This window comes from Azospirillum sp. UENF 211521 (assembly GCF_058780535.1).
Window position 1 is genome coordinate 1663404 of record NZ_JBSNCF010000001.1, and the last position, 24489, is coordinate 1687892.

Here is a 24489-nt window from a genome sequence, read left to right on the forward strand (position 1 = left end):
GGACGGCGCCACCCTTCGCCCAACCGGGAGACCCCTGATGACGACCATCACCGGCGCGATGCTGATCGGCGCCGAGAGCCACCGCGGTTCCGACGGCGCGTTCCGCGCCGTCGATCCCGCCACCGGCGCGGCGCTGGAGCCGGTCTTCGGCGGCGGCGGGGCGGCGGAGGTCGAGCGCGCCTGCGCGCTGGCCTGGGCCGCCTTCGACGCCTTCCGCGAGACTGGGCTGGAGGCGCGGGCCGCCTTCCTGGAAACCATCGCCGCGAACATCCTCGACCTCGGCGACGCGCTGATCGTCCGCGCCATGGCCGAGAGCGGCCTGCCGCGCCCCCGGCTGGAGGGGGAGAGGGGCCGCACCGTCGGCCAGCTCCGCCTGTTCGCCCAGACGGTGCGCGAGGGCGGCTGGCTGGAGGCCCGCATCGACCCGGCCCAGCCGGAGCGTACGCCGCTGCCGCGCCCCGACGTCCGGCAGCGCCACATCCCGCTCGGGCCGGTTGCGGTGTTCGGCGCGTCGAATTTCCCGTTGGCCTTCTCGGTGGCCGGCGGCGACACCGCGTCGGCGCTGGCCGCCGGCTGCCCGGTGGTGGTCAAGGGCCATTCCGCCCACCCCGGCACGTCGGAGCTGGTCGGCCGGGCCATCCAGGCGGCGGTGGCGTCCTGCGGTCTGCCCGAGGGCGTCTTCTCGCTGCTGTTCGGCGTCGGCAACCCCATCGGAACGGCGCTGGTCACCGACCCGCGCATCAAAGCGGTGGGCTTCACCGGCTCGCGCGGCGGCGGCTTGGCCTTGATGGAAGCGGCGGCCCGCCGGCCCGAGCCGATCCCGGTCTATGCGGAGATGAGCAGCATCAACCCGGTATTCCTGATGCCGGCAGCATTGGCCGCGCGGGCCGAGGCGCTGGGCAAGGGCTTCGTGGCCTCGCTGACCATGGGCGCCGGCCAGTTCTGCACCAACCCCGGCATCCTGCTGGGCGTCGACGGGCCGGACCTGGACCGGTTCGTGGCCGTGGCGGTGGATGCGCTGGGCGGCAGCGCCGCCTCGACCATGCTGACCCCGGCCATCCAGGCCGCCTACGATTCGGGGGTGGCGCGGCTTTCCGGCAGCGCCGCCGTGGCGACGCTCGCCCGCGGGATGGCCTGCAGCGGCCCCAACCAGGCGCAGGCCGCCCTGTTCGGCACGACGGCCGACGCCTTCCTCGCCGACCCGGCTTTGCAGGACGAGGTGTTCGGGGCGGCGTCGCTGCTGATCCGCTGCCCGGACGCGGCGGCGATGCGGACCGTCGCCGAGCGGCTGGAGGGACAGCTCACCGCGACCGTGCAGATGGAGCCGGCGGACGGCGACGCCGTGGCCGCGCTGCTGCCGACGCTGGAGCGCAAGGCGGGCCGCATCCTGGCCAACGGCTGGCCGACCGGCGTCGAGGTCTGCCACGCCATGGTCCATGGCGGCCCCTTCCCGGCGACCTCGAACAGCCGGACCACCTCGGTCGGCACCTTGGCGATCCGGCGCTTTCTGCGCCCGGTCTGCTACCAGGACATTCCCGCCGCCCTGCTGCCGGAGGCGCTGCGCGACGGCAATCCGCTCCGCCTGTCGCGACGGATCGATGGCGTGCCCGGACAAGGGTGAGGGAAGGACCGGCAAGGCTTTGCCCGCATCGGGCGATCATGCCGGTTTCGGTATCGCTTCGGTCGAGAATCGTATTGGACAGATATGGTTTTCGATGCCTAAAGTTGGCACAACGAACAGATACGAGCGGGCGCCGCCCGGATCGATGACAAGACACCCCAGGGGAGTGAAACGGTATGTCCAGGACATGGCTGATCTCCGCCGCTGCCGCCGCGGCCTTGTTGATCGGGCTCGGCGGCGCGCAGGCCGCCGACAAGAAGCTGGTGGTCGGCTTCTCGCAGATCGGCTCGGAATCGGGCTGGCGCGCCGCCGAGACCAAGACCGCCAAGACGGAGGCGGAGAAGCGCGGGATCGACCTGAAGATTTCCGACGCCCAGCAGAAGCAGGAGAACCAGATCAAGGCCGTCCGCTCCTTCGTCGCCCAGGGCGTGGACGCCATCTTCATCGCGCCTGTGGTGGCGACCGGGTGGGATTCGGTGCTGAAGGAGGCGAAGGAGGCGAAGATCCCCGTCGTCCTGCTCGACCGCCAGATCGAGACCCGGGACCCCGGCCTCTACATGACCGCCGTCACCTCCGACACGGTGCTGGAGGGCCGGGTCGCCGGCGAATGGCTGGCCAAGCAGACCGGCGGCACCTGCAACGTGGTCGAACTCCAGGGCACCGTCGGCTCCTCCCCGGCCATCAACCGCAAGAAGGGCTTCGACGAGGTCGTCGCCAAGACTCCCGGCATGAAGATCGTCCGCACCCAGTCCGGCGACTTCACCCGCGCCAAGGGCAAGGAGGTGATGGAGAGCTTCATCAAGGCGGAGAACGGCGGCAAGGGCATCTGCGCGGTCTACGCCCACAACGACGACATGGCGGTCGGCGCCATCCAGGCGATCAAGGAGGCCGGGCTGAAGCCGGGCAAGGACATCCTGGTCGTGTCCATCGACGGCGTGCCCGACATCTTCAAGGCGATGGCCGAGGGCGAGGCCAACGCGACCGTGGAGCTGACGCCGAACATGGCCGGCCCGGCCTTCGACGCGCTGATCGCCTTCAAGAAGGACGGCAAGGCGCCGCCGAAGTGGATTCAGACGGAGTCGGCGCTGTTCACCCCCGACACCGCCAAGGCCGAGTACGAACGCCGCAAGGACGCCTACTGACCCGGCCGTCCCACGGCACCGCCGGCGAGGCCCCCCGCATGACGGACCCCACCCCCACCGCGTCGTCGCCGCTACTGGCGGTGCGCGGCTTGTCCAAGGCCTTCCTAGGCGTCCAGGCGCTGGACGGCGTCGACTTCACCGTGCGCCACGGCGAGATCCATGCCCTGCTCGGCGAGAACGGTGCCGGCAAGTCGACGCTGATCAAGACGCTGACCGGCGTCTACCAGCGCGACGCCGGCACCGTGACGCTGGAGGGGCGGACCATAGCCCCCCGCGGCGTGGAGGAAGCGCAGCGCCTGCACATCGGCACCGTCTATCAGGAGGTGAACCTGCTGCCGAACCTGTCGGTGGCGGAGAACCTGTTCCTCGGCCGGCAGCCGATGCGTTTCGGGATGCGCTTCGGCTTGGTCGACCGCGGCGCCATGCGGCGGCGGGCGCGGGCGGTGCTGATCCCCTATGGCCTGACCCTCGACGTGACGGCGCCGCTCGGCCGCTTCTCGGTGGCGACCCAGCAGATCGTCGCCATCGCCCGCGCGGTGGACATGTCGGCCAAGGTGCTGATCCTCGACGAGCCGACCGCCAGCCTCGACGCGCAGGAGGTGGCGGTCCTCTTCAAGGTGATGCGGACCCTGCGCTCGCGCGGCATCGGCATCGTCTTCGTCACCCATTTCCTCGATCAGGTCTACGCGCTGTGCGATCGCATCACCGTGCTGCGCAACGGCCGTCTGGTGGGGGAGCGGCGCACCGCGGAGCTGCCGCGCCTCGACCTCGTCGCCATGATGCTGGGGCGGGAGCTGGAGGCGGCGGCCCACCGCATCGCCCCGCCGGTCGACGACGCCGAGGAGGACGCCCGGCCGCCGCTGGTCCGCTTCCGCGGCTACGGCAAGGCGCGCAGCGTCGAGCCCTTCGACCTCGCCATCCGCCCCGGCGAGGTGGTCGGGCTCGCCGGTCTGCTCGGCTCCGGACGGACGGAGACGGCGCGGCTGGTCTTCGGTATGGACCGCGCCGACCGCGGCGAGGCGGCGGTGGACGGCCAAGCGGTGCGGCTGCGCGGGCCGCGCGACGCCATCCGGCTCGGCTTCGGCTTCTGCCCGGAGGACCGCAAGAAGGAGGGCATCGTCGGCGCGCTGTCGGTGCGCGAGAACATCATCCTGGCGCTCCAGGCGCGGCAGGGCTGGCTGCGGCCAATCCCGCGCCGCCGCCAGGAGGAGATCGCCGACCGCTTCATCCGCCTGCTCGACATCCGCACGCCGCACGCCGAGCAGCCGATCCAGCTCCTGTCCGGCGGCAACCAGCAGAAGGCGCTGCTCGCCCGCTGGCTGGCGACCGAGCCGCGCCTGCTGATCCTCGACGAGCCGACGCGCGGCATCGACGTCGGCGCCCACGCCGAGATCATCCGCCTGATCGAGCGGCTGTGCGCCGACGGCATGGCCCTGCTGGTCGTCTCGTCGGAGCTGGAGGAGATCGTCGCCTACAGCCGCCGCGTCGTCGTGCTGCGCGACCGCCGCCATGTCGCGGAGCTGAGGGGAGGGGAGGTCGCCGTGGACCGCATCGTCGCCGCCATCGCGTCGGAGCCCGTTCCCGTGGAGCCCCGCCCATGACGCGGTCCGTCCCCGGCCCGTCGCGCAACCTGCCGCAATACGGCGCGCTGGCCGCCGTGCTGCTGGCCAACTGGCTGCTCTTCCCCGACTTCTTCGCCATCCGCCTGCAGGACGGCCGGCTGTTCGGCAGCCTGATCGACGTGCTGAACCGCGGCGCCCCGGTGGCGCTGCTCGCCATCGGCATGACCATGGTCATCGCCACCCGCGGCGTCGACCTGTCGGTCGGCGCGGTGATGGCGATCTCCGGCGCGGTCGCCGCCACCCTGACCCAGGCGGGCTGGGGCTTGGCCCCGGTGCTGGCGGCGTCGCTGGGCGCCGGCCTGCTCTGCGGGCTGTGGAACGGTCTTCTGGTGGCGGTCCTGCGCATCCAGCCGATCGTCGCCACCCTGATCCTGATGGTCGCCGGCCGCGGCATCGCCCAGCTGGTCACCGAAGGGCAGATCGTCACCTTCACCAGCCCCGGTCTGGCCTTCCTCGGCAGCGGGTCGTTCCTGACCGTGCCGATGCCGGTGGTCATCACCGCCGTCCTGCTGGGGGTGACCGCGCTGCTGGTCCGGATGACCGCGCTGGGGCTGATGATCGAGGCGGTCGGCGTGAACCGGCTGTCCAGCGCCGGGGCGGGCGTCAACACGCCGGTCGTGCTGATCGCCGTCTATGTCTGGTGCGGCCTGTGCGCCGCGGTTGCCGGTCTGGTGGTCGCCGCCGACATCCGCGGTGCCGACGCCAACAACGCCGGCCTGTGGCTGGAGCTGGACGCCATCCTGGCGGTGGTGGTCGGCGGCACGTCCCTGCTCGGCGGTCGGTTCGGGCTGCTGCTGTCGGTGGTCGGTGCGCTGATCCTCCAGGCGATGAACACCGGCATCCTGCTGAGCGGCTTCAAGCCGGAGTTCAACCTGATCGTCAAGGCGGGCGTCCTGATGGTGGTCCTGCTTCTGCAGTCGCCGACCCTGACCCTGTTCCTGCCGCGCCCGGCCGGCCCCCGGCCCGCCCAGCCGCCGGTCCGGCCGCCGACCCCGCCACGGGCCAAGCCCGAGAGCCCAAGCCCGAGCGCGGGAGCGTGACGCCATGATCCACCGTTTCCTTCCCCTGCTGGTGACCAGCGCCGTCCTGGTGGTCGGCTTCCTGCTCTGCGCCGCGCAGTTCCCCGCTTTCGCCTCGCTGCGGGTCGTCGGGTGGTGGTCGGCGGCACGTCCCTGCTCGGCGGTCGGTTCGGGCTGCTGCTGTCGGTGGTCGGTGCGCTGATCCTCCAGGCGATGAACACCGGCATCCTGCTGAGCGGCTTCAAGCCGGAGTTCAACCTGATCGTCAAGGCGGGCGTCCTGATGGTGGTCCTGCTTCTGCAGTCGCCGACCCTGACCCTGTTCCTGCCGCGCCCGGCCGGCCCCCGGCCCGCCCAGCCGCCGGTCCGGCCGCCGACCCCGCCACGGGCCAAGCCCGAGAGCCCAAGCCCGAGCGCGGGAGCGTGACGCCATGATCCACCGTTTCCTTCCCCTGCTGGTGACCAGCGCCGTCCTGGTGGTCGGCTTCCTGCTCTGCGCCGCGCAGTTCCCCGCTTTCGCCTCGCTGCGGGTCGTCGGCAACCTGCTGACCGACAACGCCTTCCTCGGCATCACGGCGGTCGGCATGACGTTCGTGATCCTGTCGGGCGGCATCGACCTGTCGGTGGGGGCGGTGATCGGCTTCACCACCGTCCTGCTGGCGGTGCTGATCGAGCAGGGCGGCTGGCACCCCGTCTCCGCCTTCGCCGCGGCGCTGGCGGTGGCGGGCGGCTTCGGCGCGGCGATGGGTGCCGTCATCCACGTCTTCCAGATGCCGCCCTTCATCGTCACTCTGGCCGGCATGTTCGTCGCCCGCGGCCTCGGCTTCGTGCTGAGCACCGATTCCATCCCGATCAACCACCCGCTCTACGCCGAGCTGGGCGATCTGGCGCTGCGTTTCGACGGCGGCGGCAAGCTGACCCTGCCGGCGCTGCTGATGCTGGGGGTGGTTGCTGCCGCGGTGGTCTGCGCCCACTGGACCCGCTTCGGCGCCAACCTCTACGCGCTGGGCGGCAACCGCCAGTCGGCGGAGCTGATGGGCGTGCCGGTCGGCCGCACCACGGTGGCGGTCTACGCCCTGTCGGGGCTGCTGGCCGGGCTGGCCGGGATCGTCTTCTCGCTCTACACCGGGGCCGGCTATTCGCTGGCGGCGACGGGGGTGGAGCTGGACACCATCACCGCGGTGGTGATCGGTGGCACCCAGCTGACCGGCGGCTACGGCTACGTGATCGGCACCTTCATCGGCGTGCTGATCCAGGGCCTGATCCAGACCTACATCACCTTCGACGGCAGTCTGAGCAGCTGGTGGACGAAGATTGCCATCGGCGTCCTGCTGTTCGTCTTCATCCTGCTGCAGAAGGGCCTGCTGGCCGTCTGGACCGGCCGCGGCGGCACCCCGGCGGAGGCGTGACCCCTCCGGTTTGGTGACCGTGGCGACCAACGTTTCCAATTCTCGAGCGTAAGGCCCGCCAGATCGGGCTTTACGCCCGCCTTCCGTTCCTTGCCGCAAAACGAAAATGAGAATTCTTCGCATTTGACCGTGAGGCGACGGGTCGGTCCGGTCGTCTGGAGAGTCGGAGCGGTGGTTCCTTGCGGATGAGGACGAGATGAGCGTTGGCAAGTCGCGCACGCGGCTGTGGTTCCTGTGGCACTCCTGGCTGGCCATGCCCCTGTGGGCCTTCCTGTTCTTCGTCTGCCTGACCGGGACCGTCGCCGTGGTCAGCACCGAGATCATGTGGCTGGTCAACCCGGCCATGCGGGCGTCGGGCGCCGGGGAGCCGCTGCCGGCCAGCGCGCTGATCGCCGCCGCCGAGGCCGCCGCGCCGGGCGGGCGGGTGAGTTCGCTGAGCTGGGGCGGCTCCCACATGGCGGTGAGCGCCCGCATGGCGATGCCCGACGGCACCTCCACCACCGCCTGGGTCAACCCGGTCAGCGGGGCGGTGCAGGGGCTGTCCACCGGCAACTCGTTCCAAGCCTTCGTCCGCGCCCTGCACGGCTGGCTGATGACCTTCCCCGTGGGCTGGTACCTCGTGACCCTGCTGGCCATCCCCCTCGTCGGGTCGCTGGTCACCGGGCTGGTGGTCTACAAGCGCTTCTGGAAGTCCTTCTACCAGCCGCGCATCCGCTGGCGGCAGGCGCCGCGCGTGATGTGGGGCGACCTGCACCGCGTCGCCGGCACATGGTCGATCTGGTTCATCGCGGTGATCTCGGTCACCAGCCTGTGGTTCCTGATCTACATGATGCTGTTCCATCTCGGGATGGGGCTGGGCGGCGGGAAGGCGCCGGTGCTGCTGGCCCGCGACCAGATTCCGGTGAGCGCGACCGCGCCGAGGCCGGACGTCGACGCCGTCCTGGCCAGCGCCCAGGCGGCCCTGCCGGACATGCGGCTGCGCTACCTGTCGCTGCCCGGCACCGCCTATGATCCGGCCACGGTGGCGGGGTCCAGCGGGCAGGTGCCGCTTCTGCCCGACTATGTCCGGGTGAATCCCTTCACCGCCGAGGTGATCCTCATCGAGGGCGGGATGGAAGCGGCCTCGGGCATCGAGCTGACCCGGACCATCATGCGCGCCCTGCACACCGGCGATTTCGGCGGCCTGCCGGTCAAGCTGGTGTGGTTCGCCTTCGGCCTGCTGATGACCACGCTGGTCTTCAGCGGCATGCTGATCTGGATGAAGCGCACCGCCCGCGCCACGGTCGAGGCGGTGCGCGGCGTCCGGCGCGGGGCGCGGCTGGCGGAGGGCCCGTCCAATGCGTAATGACTCGATGCGGCATTACTGGCAACGCGGCAAGTTCCATCTCAGCGCCCTGATGATGCTGGTGCCGCTGCCCTTCCTGCCCGACTATTTCAGCCCGAAGCCGATTTTCGTCCCGCCCGAGATCCGGCGGGACATCGCCGTCGGCCCCTTTCCGGTGACGCTGGCGACCTACGACGAGGCGCCCGCCCGCATGCCGACGGGGGAGCGGATGAAGGAATACCGCATCCACATCCGTCCCGCCGACATCGACCGGGTGCGCGGCGTGTTCCTGCGCGTCGGCAAGCCGCGCAGTCTGCGCACCGCCGGCGCGCTCGCCTTCGGCAATCCCTATGAGCGGGAGGCCGACGTGACGGTTCCGGACGAGCTTGGCGGCCGGGAGGAGCTGTGGGTGACCATGGAGGATTGGAGCGGCGGGGTGCATCAGGCGTCCCTGCCGCTGGGCGAGATTTTCGGAGGAAAGCGATGAAGACCCACCGCCTGTTCGCCCTGGCGGGGCTGTTCGCCCTGTGCGCCGCCGGTGCGGCGCAGGCCCACTACCCGATCTGCGAATGCCGGATGGTGGAGGGTGAGACCGTGCAATGCACCGGCGGCTTCTCCGACGGCTCGAAGGCGCCCGGCGTCGTTCTGGACGTCATCGCCTACGACGAGCAGGTGCTGGTCAAGGGCAAGCTGGGACCGGATTCCACGCTGTCCTTCCAGCGTCCCGCGCAGGACTTCTACGTCCTGTTCGACGCCGGCCCCGGCCACACGGTCGAGATCGAGCACACGGCGATCAAGTAGCGCCCCCAGCGAAGCCGGAACCATGCATCACCAGATCGTCCGCCGCGCCGGGGCCGAGCGCGAGACCCTATGGGTCGCGTTGGCCGCCGGGGCCATTCTCGTGTCCGCCGTCCTGGCGGTCGGGCTGCGCGCCGTTCCGGAGGCGGAAGCCCCGCTGGCCGCCCACCTCATCGACTCCCGCACCGGCCTGACCGCCGCCGAGCAGGGCCTCTACGCCGACCTGAAGGCGGCGGGGGAGGAGATCGCCGCTCTGCGGGAGGCGGAGGGTCGGGCGCCGACGCCGGAGGAGCTGGCCGCCGAGGCGCTGCCGCCCTTCGCCGCCGATCCCAGCGCGGCGGCGCGCGGCGGCCACGCCTGGACCTTTGCCGGGCCCTTCGCCGAAACCGGCGACGGGATCGCCTACGCCGGCGTTTCCGCCGCGCCGGAGCTGGCCGGCTCCCTGGTCCTGCGGCTGGACGGCCATGGCGCCGACATCTGGCTGAAGCGCGCCGCCGAAGCCCCGCCCGCCCCACCGGAGGACGCGGCCCTGGCCGCCGCCGGCTGGAAGCGGATCGTCTCCACCTTCACCGCCGGGGTGACCCGATGACCAGCACTCTTCCGAGCCGCCGCCTGATCCTAGCCGGCGCCCTGGCCGCCGCGGCCATGCCCGCCGCGACCATGCCCGCTCGCGCCGTCGCGGCTCCCGCCGGGCGCCGCCGCTTCGGGGTCACCCTGCACCCCTACTATTCCTACGTCACCAACATCGTCGGCGACGCGGCCGAGGTGGTGCCGATCATCCCCGCCGGCTTCAACCCGCACGCCTACGAGCCGCGCCCGGAGGACATCCAGCGCATCGGCGGGCTGGACGCCATCGTGCTGAACGGCATCGGGCACGACGATTTCGCCGGGCGGATGATCGCCGCTTCGGCGAAGCCGTCGCTGCCGGTGGTCGAAGCCAACGCCGACGTGCCGCTGCTGCCCGCCGCGGGACTGGCGGCACGGGCGGCGGGGAAGGTGGTCAACCCGCACAGCTTCCTGTCGATCACCAATTCGGTCCTCCAGGTTTCGACCATCGCCCGCGAGCTGGGGCGGCTCGACCCGGACAACGCCGCCGCCTATGCCGCCAACGCCCGCGTTTATTCCCGCCGCCTGCGCCAGTTGCGGGCCGACGCGCTGGCGAAGCTGGCGACGGCGGGCACCGCCAGCCTGCGCGTCGCCACCATCCACGGCGCCTACGATTACCTGCTGCGCGAGTTCGGGCTGGAGGTCTCCGCCGTCGTCGAGCCCGCCCACGGCATCGAGCCCAGCCCGGCCCAGCTCGCCGAGACCATCGCGACGATGCGCAAGCTCGACGTGCAGGTGATCTTCTCGGAGCTGAACTTCCCCAGCGCCTATGTGGAGACGATCCGGCGCGAGACCGGCATCCGGCTCTACGCCTTCTCCCACATCGCGCACGGCGACTACGCGCCCGACCTGTTCGAGCGCGAGATGGCCCGCAACCTCGACACGCTGGTTCTGGCGATGGTCGAGGCGGCGCCGTGACGGGTCCCGCCATCCTGTTCGACGCGGTGGGCCTGACGCTGGGCCGCACGGTGATCCTCGACGAGGTGTCCCTGCGCGTCGCGGCGGGCACCGTCCACGCGCTGGTCGGTCCCAACGGCGGCGGCAAGTCGTCGCTGATCCGCGCCCTGCTCGGTCAGGCGCCGCACCGCGGGACGATCCGGCTCGACTGGCCGGGCAACGGGCCGGGCACCGTCGCCTACGTGCCGCAATCGGTGGAGTTCGACCGCGGCCTGCCGCTGACGGTGGAGGACTTCCTGGCCGTGCTGTGCCAGCGCCGCCCCGCCTTCCTCGGGCCGGACCGCCGCATCGACTACGGCGCGGCGCTGGACCGCGTCGGCATGGCCGGCAAGGCCCGCCGCCGCTTCGGCGCCCTGTCGGGAGGCGAGCGGCAGCGCGTCCTGCTCGCCCAGGCGCTGATCCCGGCGCCGGACCTGATCGTTCTGGACGAGCCGATGACCGCGCTCGACGAGGCCGGGATCGCCATCTTCGAAACCCTGCTGGCCGAGCTGTCGGCCGCCGGAACCACCGTCCTGTGGGTGGAGCACGATCTGGCCCAGGTGCGCCGGCTGGCGACGCGGGTGACCGGCCTGAACCGGCGCGTGCTGTTCGACGGCGCCCCGCTGGAGATGCTGTCGCCGGAGCGGGTGTTCGACCTGTTCTCGGCGGTTCCGCGCCGCGCCGGAGCCGAGAGGATCGCGTCATGAGCTTCGAGGCGTTGCGCGCCCTGATCCAGGGCTGGGCCGGGGCCGGGCTGCTGCCCGCCGGCCTGACCCACGGCTTTCTCGTCAACGCGCTGCTGTCCGGGCTGGTCATCGGTCCGGTGCTTGGCGGGCTCGGCACGCTGGTGGTGACCAAGCGGCTGGCCTTCTTTTCCGAAGCGGTCGGCCACGCCGCGCTGACCGGCGTCGCCATCGGCATCCTGGTGGGGGAGCCCTACACCGGCCCCTACGCCAGCCTGTTCGGCTACTGCCTGCTGTTCGCGCTGCTGGTCAACTACACGCGCAACCGCAGCAACCTGACCGCCGACACGCTGATCGGCGTCTTCCTGTCGGTGTCGCTGGCGCTGGGCGCCAGCCTGCTGCTGATCCTGGCGAGCCGGGTCAACATCCACATCCTGGAGAATGTGCTGTTCGGCTCGGTCCTGACGGTGGACGACCGCGACCTGACCGTGCTGCTGGTGGTGGCCCTCGGGGTGACCGCGCTGATGCTGCCGCTGTTCAACCGGCTGCTGCTGGCCAGCTTCAACCCGGCGCTGGCGCGGGTGCGCGGCGTGCCGGTGAAGGGGCTGGACTATCTGTTCATCGTGCTGGTGACCGTGGTCACCGTCGCGTCGGTCAAGATCATCGGCGCCATCCTGGTGGGGGCGCTGCTGGTCATTCCCGCCGCCGCGGCGCGGGTCGTCGCCTCGTCGCTGCGCGGCTTCTTCCTGCTGTCGGTCGCCTTCGCCAGCGTGGCGGCGGTGGCCGGGATCCTGCTGCCCGTGCAACTCGCCCTGCCGGTGCCGTCGGGCGGCGCCATCATCCTGGCGGCGGGGCTGCTGTTTTTGGGCGCGCTGCTGGCGCGCCTGTTCATGAAAGGGGAAGAGGGATGAAGCGCGTCACGCTCGCGGCGCTCCTGCTGCTGTCCACGGTGGCGGGCGCCTCCGCCGAGACGGTGCTGGCCGGGCACCCGGTCACCGCCGGGCTGGCCCAGGCGCTGACGAAGGGCACGCCGGTGGCGGTGGAATCGGTGGTTCCGCCGGCCATCCCCATGGGGCGCCAGCACGCCTTCCTGAGCGGGCGCGGGGAAGCGAAGCTGGCGGAGGCCGCCCGCAAGGCCGACGCGGTGCTGACCCTGCGCTCCGCCTGGGGCGAGGACCCGCTCTACCCGCTGGCGCGGCGCGCCAACATCCGCCTCGTCGAGATCGACGCCGCCCGGCCGGTGGACGGCGCCTTGCCGGGGATCGCGGTCAGCGGCGGCGCGGCCTTCCCCTGGCTGGGCATCGCCAACGCCGGGCGGATGGCCGACATCCTCGCCGCCGACCTGCGGCGCCTCTATCCCGCTTCCAAGGATGCCATCGACGCGAATCTCGCCGCCCTGAAGCGCGGGTTGCTGACTGTGTCCTCCCGGTCGGCGCAGGCGTTCGCCGCGTTGCCGGACCCGTCGGCGGCGGCGCTGTCCGACCGCTTCGCCACGCTGGCCGCCGACCTCGGGCTCGACCTGCGCCGGGTCTGGACCCGCGACGACCGTGACTGGACGCCGGAGCGTCTGGCCGAGCTGACCGCTACCCTGAAGGCCGAGGCGATTCCCGTCGTGCTGCACCACCGTCCGCCGGCACCGGAGATCGCCCGGGCGGTGGCGGACGGCGGCGCCCGGCTGATCGTGCTGGACAGTCTGGAGAGCGGTCCGCCGGCGGCGATGGACACGGCGCTGGCACGGATGGCGGAGCAGGTGGAGGCGGGGTTGCTCCCTCCCTGAAACTCATTGCCCCCTCCCTAACCCTCCCCCGCTGGCGCAGGGGAGGGGACTTTTTTTCTCCCTCCCCTGCGAAGCGGGGGAGGGTTAGGGAGGGGGCAACACCCCGATCACTCGCTCGCCAGCGCCGCCACCGGGTCGAGCCGCGCGGCGCGGCGGGCGGGGATCAGGCCGAAGACCATGCCGGTCAGCACGGCGGACGCCACCGCCCCGGCGATCGCCGTCGCGGTGAAGACCACCGGCATCGCCAGCAGCCCGATCACCGCGCCGCCGGCCAGCCCCAGCGCCACCCCGGCCAGCCCGCCCAGCCCGGCGACCAGCGCCGCTTCCATCAGGAACTGCCGCTCGATGTCGGCGGCGCGGGCGCCGACGGCCATGCGGATGCCGATCTCGCGGGTCCGCTCGGTCACGCTGACCAGCATGATGTTCATGACCCCGATGCCGCCGACCAGCAGCGTGATGACCGCGGCGCAGCCGAGCAGCAGCGTCATGGTGTCCTGCGTCTCCGCCGCCGCCTGGATGCGCGCGGTCCCGTCGTGGATCTGGAAATCCTCCTGGCCGTGACGCCCGGCGATCAGGGCGTGGATGGCGTCGCGGGTCTGCGCGATCCGCCCCACGTCGTGCACCGAGACGAGGATCAACTCCAGGTCCGGCTTGCCGATCAGCCGTTGCACGCCGGTGGACAGCGGCACGAACACCCAGTCGTCGGTGCTCTGGTTGCCGGTCAGGTCGCCCTTCTGCGCCATCACGCCGGTGACCAGGAAGGGAATGTTGTTGACCAGCACATGCTTGCCCAGCGGCGACTCCCCGCGCGGGAACAGCCGTTCGGCGACGCGGTGGCCGAGAACCGCCACCGCCGCCCCGGCCCGCTCGTCGGCGCGGGTGAAGAAGACCCCCTGGGCGACCGGCCAGCGGTGGGTCAGCGGCAGCGACGCCGAGGTCGCCAGGACTTCGGTGCGGTGGTCGATGTTGCCGTGGCGGGCCATCACCGGCGCGGCGAGGAAGGGCATCACGCTCTCGACGTTGGGCAAGTCCAGGATGGCCTCGCCGTCCGCCTCGGTCAGCGGCGTGGCCGGCAGGCGGGGATCGCCGCTGCCCGCCACGACATAGACCAGATTGACTCCCAGCGCGCCGACCCGCGCCATCACCGCCTGCTTAGCGCCCTCGCCGATGGCGAGCAGGGCGATCACGGACGCCACGCCGATGACGATGCCGAGCAGGGTCAGCGCCGTCCGGAAGCCGTTGGCTCCCAGCGACCGCAGCGCCGCCGACAGGGCTTCCCCTGCGTCGGTCCACAGGGAGGCGCCGACGTCCGGGCGTTCCGCCGGGGCGGGGGAGGGGGCCGCCGGCGACGGGGCCGGGCGGCCGCTGTCGGCGACGATGCGGCCGTCGCGCATTTCGATCACCCGGCCGGCGGCCTCCGCCACCTTGCGGTCGTGGGTGATGAGGATCACCGTGCGCCCGGCGGCGGACAGCTCGCGCAGCAGCGCCACCACCCCCGCCCCGCTGGCGCTGTCCAAGGCACCGGTCGGCTCGTCGGCCAGGATCACCGGGGCGTCGTTCATCAGTGCCCGTGCGATGGACACGCGCTGTTGCTGGCCGCCCGAAAGCTGGTTGGGGCGGTGATGGCGCCGCTCCTCCAGCCCCAGGCGGCCGAGCAACTCCACGGCGCGGCCTTCGCGCAGCGCGGCGGGCAGGCCCGCGTAGCGGCCCGGCATCTCGACATTCTCCTGCGCCGTCGTGCCGGGGATCAGATGGTAGTGCTGGAAGACGAAGCCGAAGCCGTCGCGCCGCAGCGCCGCCCGCTCGTCGCCCTCCAGCGCCGTCACGTCGCGCCCGTCGACGCGGTAGCGTCCGGAGGTCGGGCGGTCGAGCCCGCCGAGAATGTTCATTAGCGTCGATTTGCCGGAGCCGGAGCTGCCGACGATGGCGACGAACTCCCCCGCCTCGACGGTCAGCGAGACGCCGCGCAGCACCTCGACCGCCAAGCCGCCGCCGCTGGTGTAGGTCTTGCGGATGTCCTCCAGGACGAGTAGCGGGCCGCTCACAGCCGGAACCCGATCCTGGGCGGGCGGCCGTCGTCGGTTTTCCAGCCGACCACGATCCGCTCGCCTTCGGCCAGACCCTCCAGGATCTGGGCGTTGAAGCGGTCGCGCACCCCGACGCGGACCTCGCGCGTCTCGATGGCGCCGCCGCTGCCGATCAGCGTCACGCGGTGCCGCTCCGCCGCCGTGTCGGCGGGGTTCAGGGCGGCGACCGGAACGGTGACGGCGTCCCTGGCCGCGGCGGCCACGAAGAAGACCTGGGCGGTCATGTCCGGGCGCAGCTCCCCCCGGTCGTTGGCGATTTCGAACAGCGCGGTGTAGAGCACGACGCTGTTGGCCGCCCCGCCGCCGCCGGACGCGGACGAGCCGCCGTTCCCCGAGGCCGGCGGCTTCGGCGGGGCGGGCAGAATCTCATGCAGGCGCGCGGTCCAGCGCCGTCCCGGATGGCCGAGCGTCGTGAAGTAGAGCGGCATGCCGTCGGTCAGCCGCGTCACGTCGGCTTCCGACACCTGGGTCCACACGGTCATCGCCGACAGGTCGGCGATCCGCATCAGCACCGGCGCCTCGTAGGCGGAATTGATGGTCTGGCCCTGGCGGGCGTCCACCGCGATCAGCGTGCCGCTCATCGGCGCGTAGATGCGGGTGTAGCCGAGCTGCGCCTCGTCGGCCTGGAGCGTCGAGTCCGTCTGGCGGATCTGCGCCTGGGTGGCCTCGACCTGGGCGGCGGCGATGCGCGCCTCCATGCGGGCCTGGTCGAAGGCCTCGCCGCGCCCCGACCCGCTGCGCCGCAGCGCCGCCTGGCGGGCGAGCTGGGCCTCGGCGAAGTCGGCGCGCGCCCGCTGCTCGGCCAGCAGGGCGGTCAGGCGGGCGCGCTCGGCCCGCCCGGCCTCGACCTTGGCCTGTTGCAGGGCGGGGTCGATCTCGGCCAGCAGATCGCCCTCGCGGACCATCTGCCCGACCGTCACGTGCAGCCGGGTCAACTGGCCGGACACCTGGGCGCCGACGTCGACGTAGGCGCGCGGCTGGATCTTGCCGAGCGCCGTCACCGTGTCCTCGACCGTGCCGCGGCCGACCACCGCCACCTCCGCCGAGGCGGCGGGATCGGCCGGGCGCAGCAGGGCGGCGGAGGCCAGCCCGCCGAGCACCAGCGCGGCGGCGGCGAGGCCGCGGCGGACACCGCGCCGGGAACCGGAAGCCGCCGCCGACCGCCGCGCCGCCATCACCACGTCGCCCGCAGGGACAGCAGGACGTTGCGCGGCTCGCCGTAGTAGCCGGAGACGTCAATGTTGCTCAGATACTTCTTGTCGAACAGGTTGTTGACGTTCAGCGTGGCCGACACCTTGTCGGTGATCTGATAGCGGGTCATCAGATCGACCACCGCGTAGCCGTTGCGGTCGTAGCGTTCGGCGCCGGTCCCGGCGTAGACGTCCCCTTCCCACCGGAGATTGCCGCCCACCGTCAGGCGGTCCCAGGCGCCCGGCAGGCGGTAGGTGGTGAACAGCTTGACGCTGTCGCGCGGCACATAGGTCATGATCCGCTGGCCGTCGGCGTTCTTGACCGAGGTGTGGCTGTAGCCGCCGCCGACCTGCCAGCCGGCCATCACCTCACCGGCAATCTCCAGGTCGAAGCCCTTGCTTTCCGCACCCTTCACCGCCCGGTAGGCCTGCGTGCCGTCCGGGGCGAAGCGGCCGGGATCGACCTCGCCCAGGTTGTTCTGCTGGATCAGGAACACGGCGGCGCTGGCGTTCAGGGCGCCGCCGAAGAACTCGGCCTTCACGCCGGCCTCGTAGGCGTCGCCGTCCAGCGGGTCGAGGGACTGGCCGCTGGCGTCCTTGTAGTTCTGCGGTTTGAAGATGCTGGTGTAGCTGGCGTAAACCGACCAGATGTCGGTCAGGTCGAGCACGACACCGGCGTAGGGCGTGAGCACGCCGTTCTCCGCCCGCTTGGTGTAGCTTCCCGCCCCCGCGTTCGGGCTGCTCTTCTCGATCTGCTCCCACCGGCTGATGCGGCTGCCGAGGATGATCGACAGGGGGTCGAGCGGGCGCAGGCGGGTCGCGGCGTAGGCGGCCATCTGGCGCTCGTCGGTCTGCGACCGGCCGGTCGGGTTGAGCGTCGGCTGGGCGATGCTGCCGTTCCAGGTGAAGTAGTTGGAGATCGAAGGATCGTAGCCGGGAATGTACCAGAGCGGATGGCTGAGCCCCTCGCGCTTGGCGTAATAGCCGCTGACGCCGGCCATCAGGTCGTGCCGCCGCCCGAACAGGTCGAAGCCGCCGTTCAGGTCGGCGCTGACCGAAGTCTGCTCCAGGTCCGAATTCCAGCGGCCCGCCCAGACGCCCAAGCCGGTGCCGTCCCGGTTCAGGTCGCCGCGGGTGCCGAAGCCGAGCAGGCTGTCGTATTCGCGGTTGTTGCGCTCCACGTTCAGCGTCGCCGTCCAGCCGTCCCCGAAGCGATGCTTCAGCTCGCTGAAGACCGTCAGGTTGTCGTGCATGTGGTAGGCCCAGCGGGCGCCGCTGTTGTAGGAGCGGGGAAAGTCCGTCTTCGTCCCGTCGCTGTAGAACAGGGGGAAACCGGAGTTGGAGGCGTTGTCGGAGCGGTGCTTCTGGTACTCGACGCCGACCGTCCAGGTGGTGTCGTCGGTGACGTCGGCCTCCAGGACTCCGTAGAGCACCTTCTTGCGCCCGTGCAGGCGGTCGATGAAGCTCTCGTTGTCCTGATAGGCGCCGACGACGCGCCCGCGCAGGCGGCCGTTCTCGGCCAGCGGACCCGACAGGTCGGCCTCGCCGCGGTAGCGCTCCCAGGACCCGATCTGCCCCTCGGCGTAGCCCTGGAGGGTCGGGGTCGGGCGCTTGCGGACCAGATTGACCGAGGCCGATGGCTCGCCGATGCCGTTCAGCAGGCCGGACGCGCCGCGCACCACCTCGACCCGGTCGAACACCGCCATGTCGGAGATGGAGTCGTCGAACCCGTACACGGTCGAGCGCGGGATTCCGTTGACCTGATAGTTCGTTACCGGGAAGCCGCGGGCGTAGACCTCGTCCCCGTCGCTGCCCATCGCGCCGCGCTGCATCCGCGTCACGCCCACCGTCTGGTTGAGCACGTCGCGGATCTCGTTCAGGCCCTGGTCCTCCATGCGCTGGCGGGTCATCACGCTGACCGACTGCGGCGTCTCGCGCGGGGACAGGTTCAGCTTGGTGGCGCTGTCGGTCGATCCGATGGTGTAGGAGCCGGTGCCCTCGCTGCGGCCGGGATCGCCGGACAGCCCGCCCTGGACGGTCACCGGGTCGAGCACCGCCGCTCCCCCGGCCTGGGTCGGCAGCTTCTCCAGCGTCACCGTGTCGGGATCGACGAAGCGCGCGATCAGGCCGGTGCCGGCCAGCAGCCGGATCAGCGCGTCCTGCGGCGCCAATGTGCCCGTCACCCCCGGCGAGGAAACGCCCTGCGCGATCTCGGAGGGGTAAAGCACTTGGAAGCCGGTGGCCTGCCCATAGGCGGCGAGCACCCCCGGCAGCGGTCCGGCGGCGATGGCGAAGGCGACGGTCCGGCCCTGCTGGGCCACCTGCACGGGCGCCTCATGGGTCGTCGCGGGCGCCGCCAGCGCGCCGTGCAGCGCGGTCGACGCCAGCAGCATGCCCAACAACGCCGGAGTCCAACCGCCCCGCAGCCTGGTTCCCCACACCGTGTTCACGCGCGCCGTCTGCCCCCGCAGCCGGCGCCCCCCGCCATCGATCATCACCAGATCCCGCCTTTTTGCGAATGAGTTGCATTTTCGTGTATGCAGCTCATGACGATGGTCGGTGGCGTCTCCCTCACCTCGATTTGGAAAAAATTCGACGCGAACCGGCTAAACGGAACGGATGATGACCAAGCCGGGAACGGGACGCAGCGTGCGCAAGGGAAGCGTGCGGAGAATGGCGTTCAGGGCGGCGTCCGGCCGGCTGATGTCCACGCTGCCGTCGAAGCGCAGGCCGGCGAGCGGGCGGTCCCACAGCACGATGCGGGCGGGGTGGTAGCGGTTGAGGTCCGCGATCACCGCGTCGAGCGGCTGTCCCTGGAAGACCAGCCGGCCGTGCCGCCACGCGTTCTCCACCGCCACGCCCTGGCTCAGCAGCGGGCCAGGGCCCTCGGGGCCGTAGGACCGGCTTTGTCCGGCGGCGATGGGAAGGGGGGGCTCCATCCCGGTGGTCAGGCTGGTCGTTCCGGACTCCACCGCCACCACCACGGAGTCCAGGCAGCGGTGCACCACGAAGCTGGCGTCGGCGGTGGCGATCCGTCCCTCGGCGCAGGTGACGACGAAGGGGCGCCCTGGGTCCGGAGCGGTCACGAAATGCGCCCGCCCCCCGGTCAGACGGACGCGCCGTTCGCCGGCGGTGAAGGCGACGGACAGCGCGCTGTCGGCGTCCAGGGTGAGGACCGAGCCGTCGTCCAGCGTCACCGTCCGCCGTTCGCCGATCCCGGTCGTCAGGTCGCCCGTCCAGCCGGTCAAGACCACCGCGCCGCCCAGCGCCGCGGCGCAGGCCGCCGCCCCGCCGACGGCGGCGCCGGCCAGGAAACGGCGGCGCGTCGGTGCGGCCCGTCGGGCCCGGCGCGGATCGGGCACCCGGTCCAGATCGCCCCACAGCCCGGCCAGCCGGTCATATTCGCGGCGGTGGGCCGGGTCCTGCGCCAACCAGGCGTGAAAGGCCCGGCGGTCCGCCGCGTCGGCGTCGCCCGACTCCAGGCGCACAAACCACGCCAGGGCCGCGTCCCGCGGGTCGTCCGGCAAGTCCGGCTGGTCGCGCTCGCGCTCCATCAGAGCGCCAGCCGGTCGCGGCAATGGGCCAGGGCCTTCATGACATGCTTCTCCACCATGCTGCGCGAGATGCCGAGGCGCGCGGCGATGTCGGCGTGGCTCAGCCCGTCGAATTTGTGCAGCAGGAACACCTCGCGGCAGCGCGGCGGCAGTTCCGCCAGCGCGTGGCTCAGCCGCTCCAGCCGCTGCTTGTGCTCCAGCGTCGCCTCGGCATCCGGTTCGTCGAGCGGCTGGTCGAGTCCAAGCTCCGCCGGGGCGAAGCGGCGCCCCCGGCGGGTTTCCGCGCGCAACCGGTCCAGCGCGATGTTGTCGGCCATGCGGTAGAGGTAGGAGCGCGGGTTGTCGATCTCCGGCAGCGCGGTCAGGCTGCGCAGGCGCAGGTAGGTGTCCTGCACGACGTCCTCGGCCAGGCACAGCGACCCCAGGCGCCGGGCCAGATGGCCCGTCATCTCCTCATAATGGTCGAGCAGCAAACCCAGCAGGGAAGACCGGTCTCGTTCAGCCATGACCTCGGCAACACCCGTTCCCAGACCCGTGAAAGCCACTCCTAACCATGAATGCGAATCATTCGCAATCGATAGATCGACCGGAGAAAAAATCTTTGCAGGGAGGGGGTGAGGGGGTGGCCGGCGGCGGACGTCCTGTCGTCGGGAGGTTTTGTCACGCGACCGGCCAGGGCCCGTCCGACCGGCGGGAGGCCCGCCTTTTCGCGGTCCGACACGGGCGGCACCCCGCCTCAGGGGGCCGTCGCCAGGGTGACCTTGTTCATGAAATTCTCGGGCTGCCCCTTCACGACCAGCGGAAAGGCGTCGGCGACGGCGTCGATCAGCGGGTCGAGCCAGCTCTGCTCGGCCTTGGCGAAGTCGTGGAGCACATAACCGCTGACCCGGTCCTTGTCGCCGGGATGGCCGATGCCCAGGCGGATGCGCCAGTATTCCTTGCCGAGATGCGCGTCGATGGAGCGCAGGCCGTTGTGCCCGCCGTGGCCGCCACCCTTCTTGACGCGGAGCTTGCCGGGCGGCAGGTCCAGCTCGTCATGGATGACGACAACGTCCTCGGGCTTCATCTTGAAGAACTGGACGGCTGCGGTGACCGACTGGCCCGACAGGTTCATGAAGGTCAGCGGCTCCAGCGCGATCACCTTCTCGCCGCCGATGGTGCCCTCGGCCGTCTGGCCCTGAAAGCGCTTGCGCCAGGGGCCGAAGCCGTGGCGGCGGGCGATCTCCTCCACCGCCATGAAGCCGATGTTGTGCCGGTTGCGCGCGTATTCGGCGCCAGGGTTGCCCAGTCCCACCAGCAGCAGCATGGCACAGTCTCCTCATCTCGGAACGGCGTGAGCCGGAAACGAAACAGGGGGCCGAAGCCCCCTGTCGCAAACACCCAAAGGTGGCTTCCGATCAGGAAGCGGCAGCCTCGGTGCCCTCGGCCTCTTCGGACTTCAGGCCCGACGGGGCGACGATCGTGGCGATCGTGAAGTCGCGGTCGGTGATGGTCGAGGCGACACCCTCCGGCAGCTTCACCGAAGAGATGTGGATCGAATCGCCGACGTCGTAGCCCTCGCAGGAGATCGTGATCTGCTCCGGGATGTTGCCGGCGGAGACGGTCACGTCCAGCTCGTGGCGGACGATGTTGAGCACGCCGCCGCGCTTCAGGCCCGGAGACTTCTCCTGGTCGACGAACTCGACCGGAACCTGCACGGTGGTGCGGGTTTCGGCGGAGACGCGCAGGAAGTCGACGTGCAGCGGGACGTCGGTGACCGGATGGAACTGCACGTCGCGCGGCAGGACCCGGTGGGTGGCGCCATCGACGGTGACGTCGAACAGGTGCGTGAAGAAGCCCGCCTGGTTCAGAACGCGGGTGAACGCGAACTTCTCCAGCGAAATCATGATGGGGGCCTGCTTGCCACCGTAGATCACGGCCGGGATACGGCCATCACGACGGGTCTGGCGGGCGGTCCCCTTGCCGGCCCGGTCGCGCGCTTCGGCGCTGAGCGGAACGATCTGCGTCATCGGAAAACTCCTTGAACGGAAAAAAGCGCCAGCCTCCAGGGGTGCTGACGCGTGGGCGCGGTGATTAAGCCATGCCGGGCGCGGCGTCAAGGACAGAGTCCGGAAACGCGCGGAGGACGGCCGGGAAGCCCAAGAAAAAAACCCTTCCCCCGCGAAGGGGAAGGGCTTTCCACGTGGGATGGAGCGCTGTTACGAGAACAGGCTCGACACCGAACGCTCTTCGCTGATGCGGGTGATCGCGTCGGCGAGCAGCGGGGCGATGGTGAGCTGGCGGATGTTGCGGGACACGCGCACGGCTTCGGTCGCCTGGATGCTGTCGGTGGTGACCAGCTGCTCCAGCGGCGACACGGCCACGCGGGCCACCGCACCGCCGGACAGCACGCCGTGGGTGCAGTAGGCGTGGACCGACTTCGCGCCGGCGTCCATCAGGGCGACCGCGGCGTTGCACAGCGTGCCGCCCGAATCCACGATGTCGTCGAGCAGGATGCAGCGGCGGTTCTTGACGTCGCCGATGATGTTCATCACCTCCGACACGCCGGCGCGCTCACGCCGCTTGTCGATGATGGCGAGATCGGCGTCCAGCCGCTTGGCCAGCGAGCGGGCGCGCACCACGCCGCCGACGTCGGGCGACACCATCGTCACCTCGCCGATGTCCTCGAAGGTCGCGCGGATGTCCTTCTCGAACACCGGGGCGGCCATCAGGTTGTCGGTCGGGATGTCGAAGAAGCCCTGGATCTGACCCGCGTGCAGGTCCATGGTCAGCACGCGGTTGGCGCCGGCCTGGGTGATCAGGTTGGCGACCAGCTTGGCCGAGATCGGCGTGCGCGGGCCGGTCTTCCGATCCTGGCGCGCGTAGCCGTAGTAGGGGAGGACCGCCGTGATGCGCCGGGCCGACCCGCGACGCAGGGCGTCGATGGTGACCAGCAGCTCCATCAGGTTGTCGTTGGCCGGGAACGACGTCGACTGGACCACGAACACGTCTTCGCCGCGCACGTTCTCCAGGATTTCGACGAACACCTCCATGTCCGAAAAACGGCGGATGCTCGCTTTGGTCAGCGGCACGCCGAGACAGGTGGAGATGGCCTCGGCCAGCGGACGGTTGCTGTTGCCGGCAAGCACCTTCATCGCAGTCGGCTCTCTCTGCAGGGAATAGGTTCCGGTGCGCCCGTCAGTCCCTTGCCGACGCCGCCCCTTGAAAACGCGGCGGACCATAACAAAGGGCCGCACCCATGTAAACGTTCCATGACGGGCGGTTCAAGACGCCGCAGCCAGCCGGCCCTGCGATTCCCGCATGGCGCAAGCGTGGCGTTAGGACGTCTGCGCATCACCGCACCGCGAACTTCGCAAGGTGCGTTTTCATGGGCAGGTCGGCCTTCACGAAATGGTCGAAGAACCAGAATTGCAGAAGCTCGTCCGCCTTGCCCTTCACGTAGGCGTACTCGAACGCCGACTCCTCGGCGTCCACCTGCCCGATGATGTCGTCCAGCAGGGTGGCCAGCCGGCGGTGCTGCGCCCGGTGCTCCTCCAGATGCGGGTAGCGCATCGAGGCCTGGACCCGCTCCTCCCGCAGGAAATGGCGGACCGAGACGCGGCGCAGCTCGTTCAGCAGAGCCAGCGCCGGCTTGCGTTCGGCTTCCTCGCCCGGCAGGGCGACGAAGCGGCGGATCAACTCGTGCTGCATCCGGTGATCGGCGTCCAGCCCGCCGTTGTCGAGCACCATCCGCGCGCTGCGCCAGTCGCTCCGCCCATCGCCGTTCCGTCCCTCGCCCCCCAGCGTCGCCTCCCGGTGCGCGTCCATCGTCATGCCGGCGTCCCCCTCCGGAATGTCCCTACCCATGAGACTTGATCTTACCCGAAATGGGTCGTATCGCAATCAGTCAGAGGTAAGAACAATTTTGGGGCAAGCAATTTCCCGCGCGCGGTCAGCCCTGGAGGACGATGGCCGACAGGCCGCGTCCATAGTCCTTTTCGCCGCGCAGGCAGGACCGGCGGTAGCTGAAGAAGCGGTCCTCCTCGACCACCGTGTCGTTGGGGCAGCGCTGAATGATCTCCACGCCGGTGTCGCCCAGGCGGCGGGTGATGTAGCCGGCCAGATCGAACAGGAAATGGTCCGGGCGGCGAGCCGGGGCGAAATAATCGCGGTTGCGCGGGTCCTCATCCAGGAAGGGCGCGGGAAATTCGGGCCCGACCTCGTAGGAGCGCTGGGCGATGCAGGGGCCGATGGCGGCGACGATGCGGTTGCGCTTGGCGCCCAGCTCCTCCATCCGCGCGATGGTCGCCTCCAGAACGCCGCCCTTGGCGCCCTTCCAGCCGGCGTGGGCGGCGCCGATGACGCGGGCCTTCTCGTCGGCGAACAGCACCGGGGCGCAGTCGGCGGTGAGGATGCCCAGCGCGATCCCCGGACGGTCGGTCGCCATGGCGTCGGCGTGCGGTGCCTGATCGGGCGCCCAGGGCTCGGTCACGGCGACGCAGGTCGGGCTGTGCACCTGATGGCAGGTGACGAGCCGCTCCGGCGGGACGTCCATGCGGGCGGCGGCGCGCGCGCGGTTCTCCGCCACGGCGGCGGGCGCGTCCCCGGAGCCGAAGCCGACGTTCAGCGAGGCGTACAGCCCCGTCGACACGCCGCCGGTGCGGGTGAAGAAGGCGTGTCGGATGTGGGTGATGTCGTTCAGCGCGCCAAGCGTAATCACGAACCCGTCCCTTTGCTGTCGCG

General features: G+C 70.9%; 25 protein-coding genes. 15 read left to right on the top strand and 10 right to left on the bottom strand.

Annotation, left to right across the window (positions count from 1 at the left end):
* The first annotated feature begins 37 nt into the window (after window positions 1-37).
* From ACWPN5_RS07805 to ACWPN5_RS07875, 15 genes are all read left to right on the top strand, one after another.
* On the top strand, window positions 38-1621 hold the full coding sequence (locus ACWPN5_RS07805) for an aldehyde dehydrogenase (NADP(+)) (protein WP_492295101.1): 1584 nt from the start codon (window positions 38-40) through the stop codon (window positions 1619-1621).
* A 176-nt stretch (window positions 1622-1797) separates the two neighbouring features.
* Window positions 1798-2763: a galactofuranose ABC transporter, galactofuranose-binding protein YtfQ gene (gene ytfQ / locus ACWPN5_RS07810; protein WP_145687290.1), complete on the top strand. Its 966-nt coding sequence runs from the start codon at window positions 1798-1800 to the stop codon at window positions 2761-2763.
* A 38-nt stretch (window positions 2764-2801) separates the two neighbouring features.
* Complete coding sequence (ytfR, locus tag ACWPN5_RS07815; protein WP_492295102.1) at window positions 2802-4364, top strand: galactofuranose ABC transporter, ATP-binding protein YtfR; 1563 nt, start codon at window positions 2802-2804, stop codon at window positions 4362-4364.
* Window positions 4361-5425, top strand: coding sequence for an ABC transporter permease (locus tag ACWPN5_RS07820; RefSeq protein ID WP_492295103.1), 1065 nt, complete (start codon window positions 4361-4363; stop codon window positions 5423-5425). The genes ytfR and ACWPN5_RS07820 overlap by 4 nt, the downstream gene beginning before the upstream one ends.
* A 4-nt stretch (window positions 5426-5429) precedes the next feature.
* A complete protein-coding gene (locus ACWPN5_RS07825) occupies window positions 5430-5606 on the top strand; it encodes a hypothetical protein (protein ID WP_492295104.1) in 177 nt (58 codons plus the stop codon).
* Entirely contained in the window at window positions 5540-5830 is a 291-nt protein-coding gene (locus ACWPN5_RS07830; protein ID WP_492295105.1) for a hypothetical protein, read from the top strand. Before ACWPN5_RS07825 ends, ACWPN5_RS07830 begins: the two co-directional genes overlap by 67 nt.
* Before the next feature lie 4 nt (window positions 5831-5834).
* The gene (yjfF, locus tag ACWPN5_RS07835) at window positions 5835-6812 is read left to right on the top strand and encodes a galactofuranose ABC transporter, permease protein YjfF (protein WP_492295106.1); all 978 of its coding nucleotides are present in this window, start codon (window positions 5835-5837) and stop codon (window positions 6810-6812) included.
* Window positions 6813-7008: 196 nt separating this feature from the next.
* The gene (locus tag ACWPN5_RS07840; RefSeq protein WP_492295107.1) at window positions 7009-8157 is read left to right on the top strand and encodes a PepSY-associated TM helix domain-containing protein; all 1149 of its coding nucleotides are present in this window, start codon (window positions 7009-7011) and stop codon (window positions 8155-8157) included.
* Window positions 8150-8623 carry a PA2404 family protein gene (locus ACWPN5_RS07845; protein WP_247888384.1) on the top strand — a complete coding sequence of 158 codons (474 nt, stop codon included), beginning with the start codon at window positions 8150-8152 and terminating at the stop codon, window positions 8621-8623. The genes ACWPN5_RS07840 and ACWPN5_RS07845 overlap by 8 nt, the downstream gene beginning before the upstream one ends.
* Entirely contained in the window at window positions 8620-8937 is a 318-nt protein-coding gene (locus tag ACWPN5_RS07850; protein ID WP_035681963.1) for a hypothetical protein, read from the top strand. Before ACWPN5_RS07845 ends, ACWPN5_RS07850 begins: the two co-directional genes overlap by 4 nt.
* Before the next feature lie 22 nt (window positions 8938-8959).
* Window positions 8960-9523: a DUF6162 family protein gene (locus ACWPN5_RS07855; RefSeq protein WP_492295108.1), complete on the top strand. Its 564-nt coding sequence runs from the start codon at window positions 8960-8962 to the stop codon at window positions 9521-9523.
* On the top strand, window positions 9520-10458 hold the full coding sequence (locus tag ACWPN5_RS07860; protein WP_492295109.1) for a metal ABC transporter solute-binding protein, Zn/Mn family: 939 nt from the start codon (window positions 9520-9522) through the stop codon (window positions 10456-10458). Before ACWPN5_RS07855 ends, ACWPN5_RS07860 begins: the two co-directional genes overlap by 4 nt.
* The gene (locus tag ACWPN5_RS07865; RefSeq protein ID WP_145687275.1) at window positions 10455-11183 is read left to right on the top strand and encodes a metal ABC transporter ATP-binding protein; all 729 of its coding nucleotides are present in this window, start codon (window positions 10455-10457) and stop codon (window positions 11181-11183) included. The genes ACWPN5_RS07860 and ACWPN5_RS07865 overlap by 4 nt, the downstream gene beginning before the upstream one ends.
* Window positions 11180-12070, top strand: a complete 891-nt coding sequence (locus ACWPN5_RS07870; RefSeq protein WP_114859267.1) for a metal ABC transporter permease — start codon at window positions 11180-11182, stop codon at window positions 12068-12070. The genes ACWPN5_RS07865 and ACWPN5_RS07870 overlap by 4 nt, the downstream gene beginning before the upstream one ends.
* The gene (locus ACWPN5_RS07875) at window positions 12067-12936 is read left to right on the top strand and encodes a metal ABC transporter substrate-binding protein (protein ID WP_492295110.1); all 870 of its coding nucleotides are present in this window, start codon (window positions 12067-12069) and stop codon (window positions 12934-12936) included. Before ACWPN5_RS07870 ends, ACWPN5_RS07875 begins: the two co-directional genes overlap by 4 nt.
* Window positions 12937-13043: 107 nt before the next feature.
* Here ACWPN5_RS07875 and ACWPN5_RS07880 read toward each other — a convergent pair whose 3' ends face one another.
* The 10 genes from ACWPN5_RS07880 to pgeF form a co-directional block, all read right to left on the bottom strand.
* Entirely contained in the window at window positions 13044-14981 is a 1938-nt protein-coding gene (locus tag ACWPN5_RS07880) for a MacB family efflux pump subunit (protein ID WP_492295111.1), read from the bottom strand.
* Window positions 14978-16198: an efflux RND transporter periplasmic adaptor subunit gene (locus ACWPN5_RS07885; protein ID WP_492295112.1), complete on the bottom strand. Its 1221-nt coding sequence runs from the start codon at window positions 16196-16198 to the stop codon at window positions 14978-14980. The genes ACWPN5_RS07880 and ACWPN5_RS07885 overlap by 4 nt, the downstream gene beginning before the upstream one ends.
* Window positions 16198-18708, bottom strand: a complete 2511-nt coding sequence (locus tag ACWPN5_RS07890) for a TonB-dependent siderophore receptor (RefSeq protein WP_492295113.1) — start codon at window positions 18706-18708, stop codon at window positions 16198-16200. The genes ACWPN5_RS07885 and ACWPN5_RS07890 overlap by 1 nt, the downstream gene beginning before the upstream one ends.
* Window positions 18709-18819: 111 nt before the next feature.
* Window positions 18820-19767, bottom strand: a complete 948-nt coding sequence (locus tag ACWPN5_RS07895; protein ID WP_200478170.1) for a FecR family protein — start codon at window positions 19765-19767, stop codon at window positions 18820-18822.
* Window positions 19767-20273, bottom strand: coding sequence for a sigma-70 family RNA polymerase sigma factor (locus tag ACWPN5_RS07900; RefSeq protein ID WP_145687261.1), 507 nt, complete (start codon window positions 20271-20273; stop codon window positions 19767-19769). The genes ACWPN5_RS07895 and ACWPN5_RS07900 overlap by 1 nt, the downstream gene beginning before the upstream one ends.
* Before the next feature lie 230 nt (window positions 20274-20503).
* Window positions 20504-21073 (bottom strand): aminoacyl-tRNA hydrolase, encoded by a 570-nt coding sequence (pth, locus tag ACWPN5_RS07905; RefSeq protein WP_145677923.1) that lies wholly within the window; start codon window positions 21071-21073, stop codon window positions 20504-20506.
* A 91-nt stretch (window positions 21074-21164) separates the two neighbouring features.
* Window positions 21165-21776: a 50S ribosomal protein L25/general stress protein Ctc gene (locus ACWPN5_RS07910; RefSeq protein WP_145677922.1), complete on the bottom strand. Its 612-nt coding sequence runs from the start codon at window positions 21774-21776 to the stop codon at window positions 21165-21167.
* Between the two features lie 189 nt (window positions 21777-21965).
* Window positions 21966-22901: a ribose-phosphate pyrophosphokinase gene (locus ACWPN5_RS07915; RefSeq protein WP_014199935.1), complete on the bottom strand. Its 936-nt coding sequence runs from the start codon at window positions 22899-22901 to the stop codon at window positions 21966-21968.
* Between the two features lie 199 nt (window positions 22902-23100).
* Entirely contained in the window at window positions 23101-23580 is a 480-nt protein-coding gene (locus ACWPN5_RS07920) for a bacteriohemerythrin (protein ID WP_145687259.1), read from the bottom strand.
* 118 nt (window positions 23581-23698) lie between these two features.
* Window positions 23699-24466: a peptidoglycan editing factor PgeF gene (pgeF, locus tag ACWPN5_RS07925; RefSeq protein WP_492295114.1), complete on the bottom strand. Its 768-nt coding sequence runs from the start codon at window positions 24464-24466 to the stop codon at window positions 23699-23701.
* Window positions 24467-24489 lie beyond the last annotated feature (23 nt).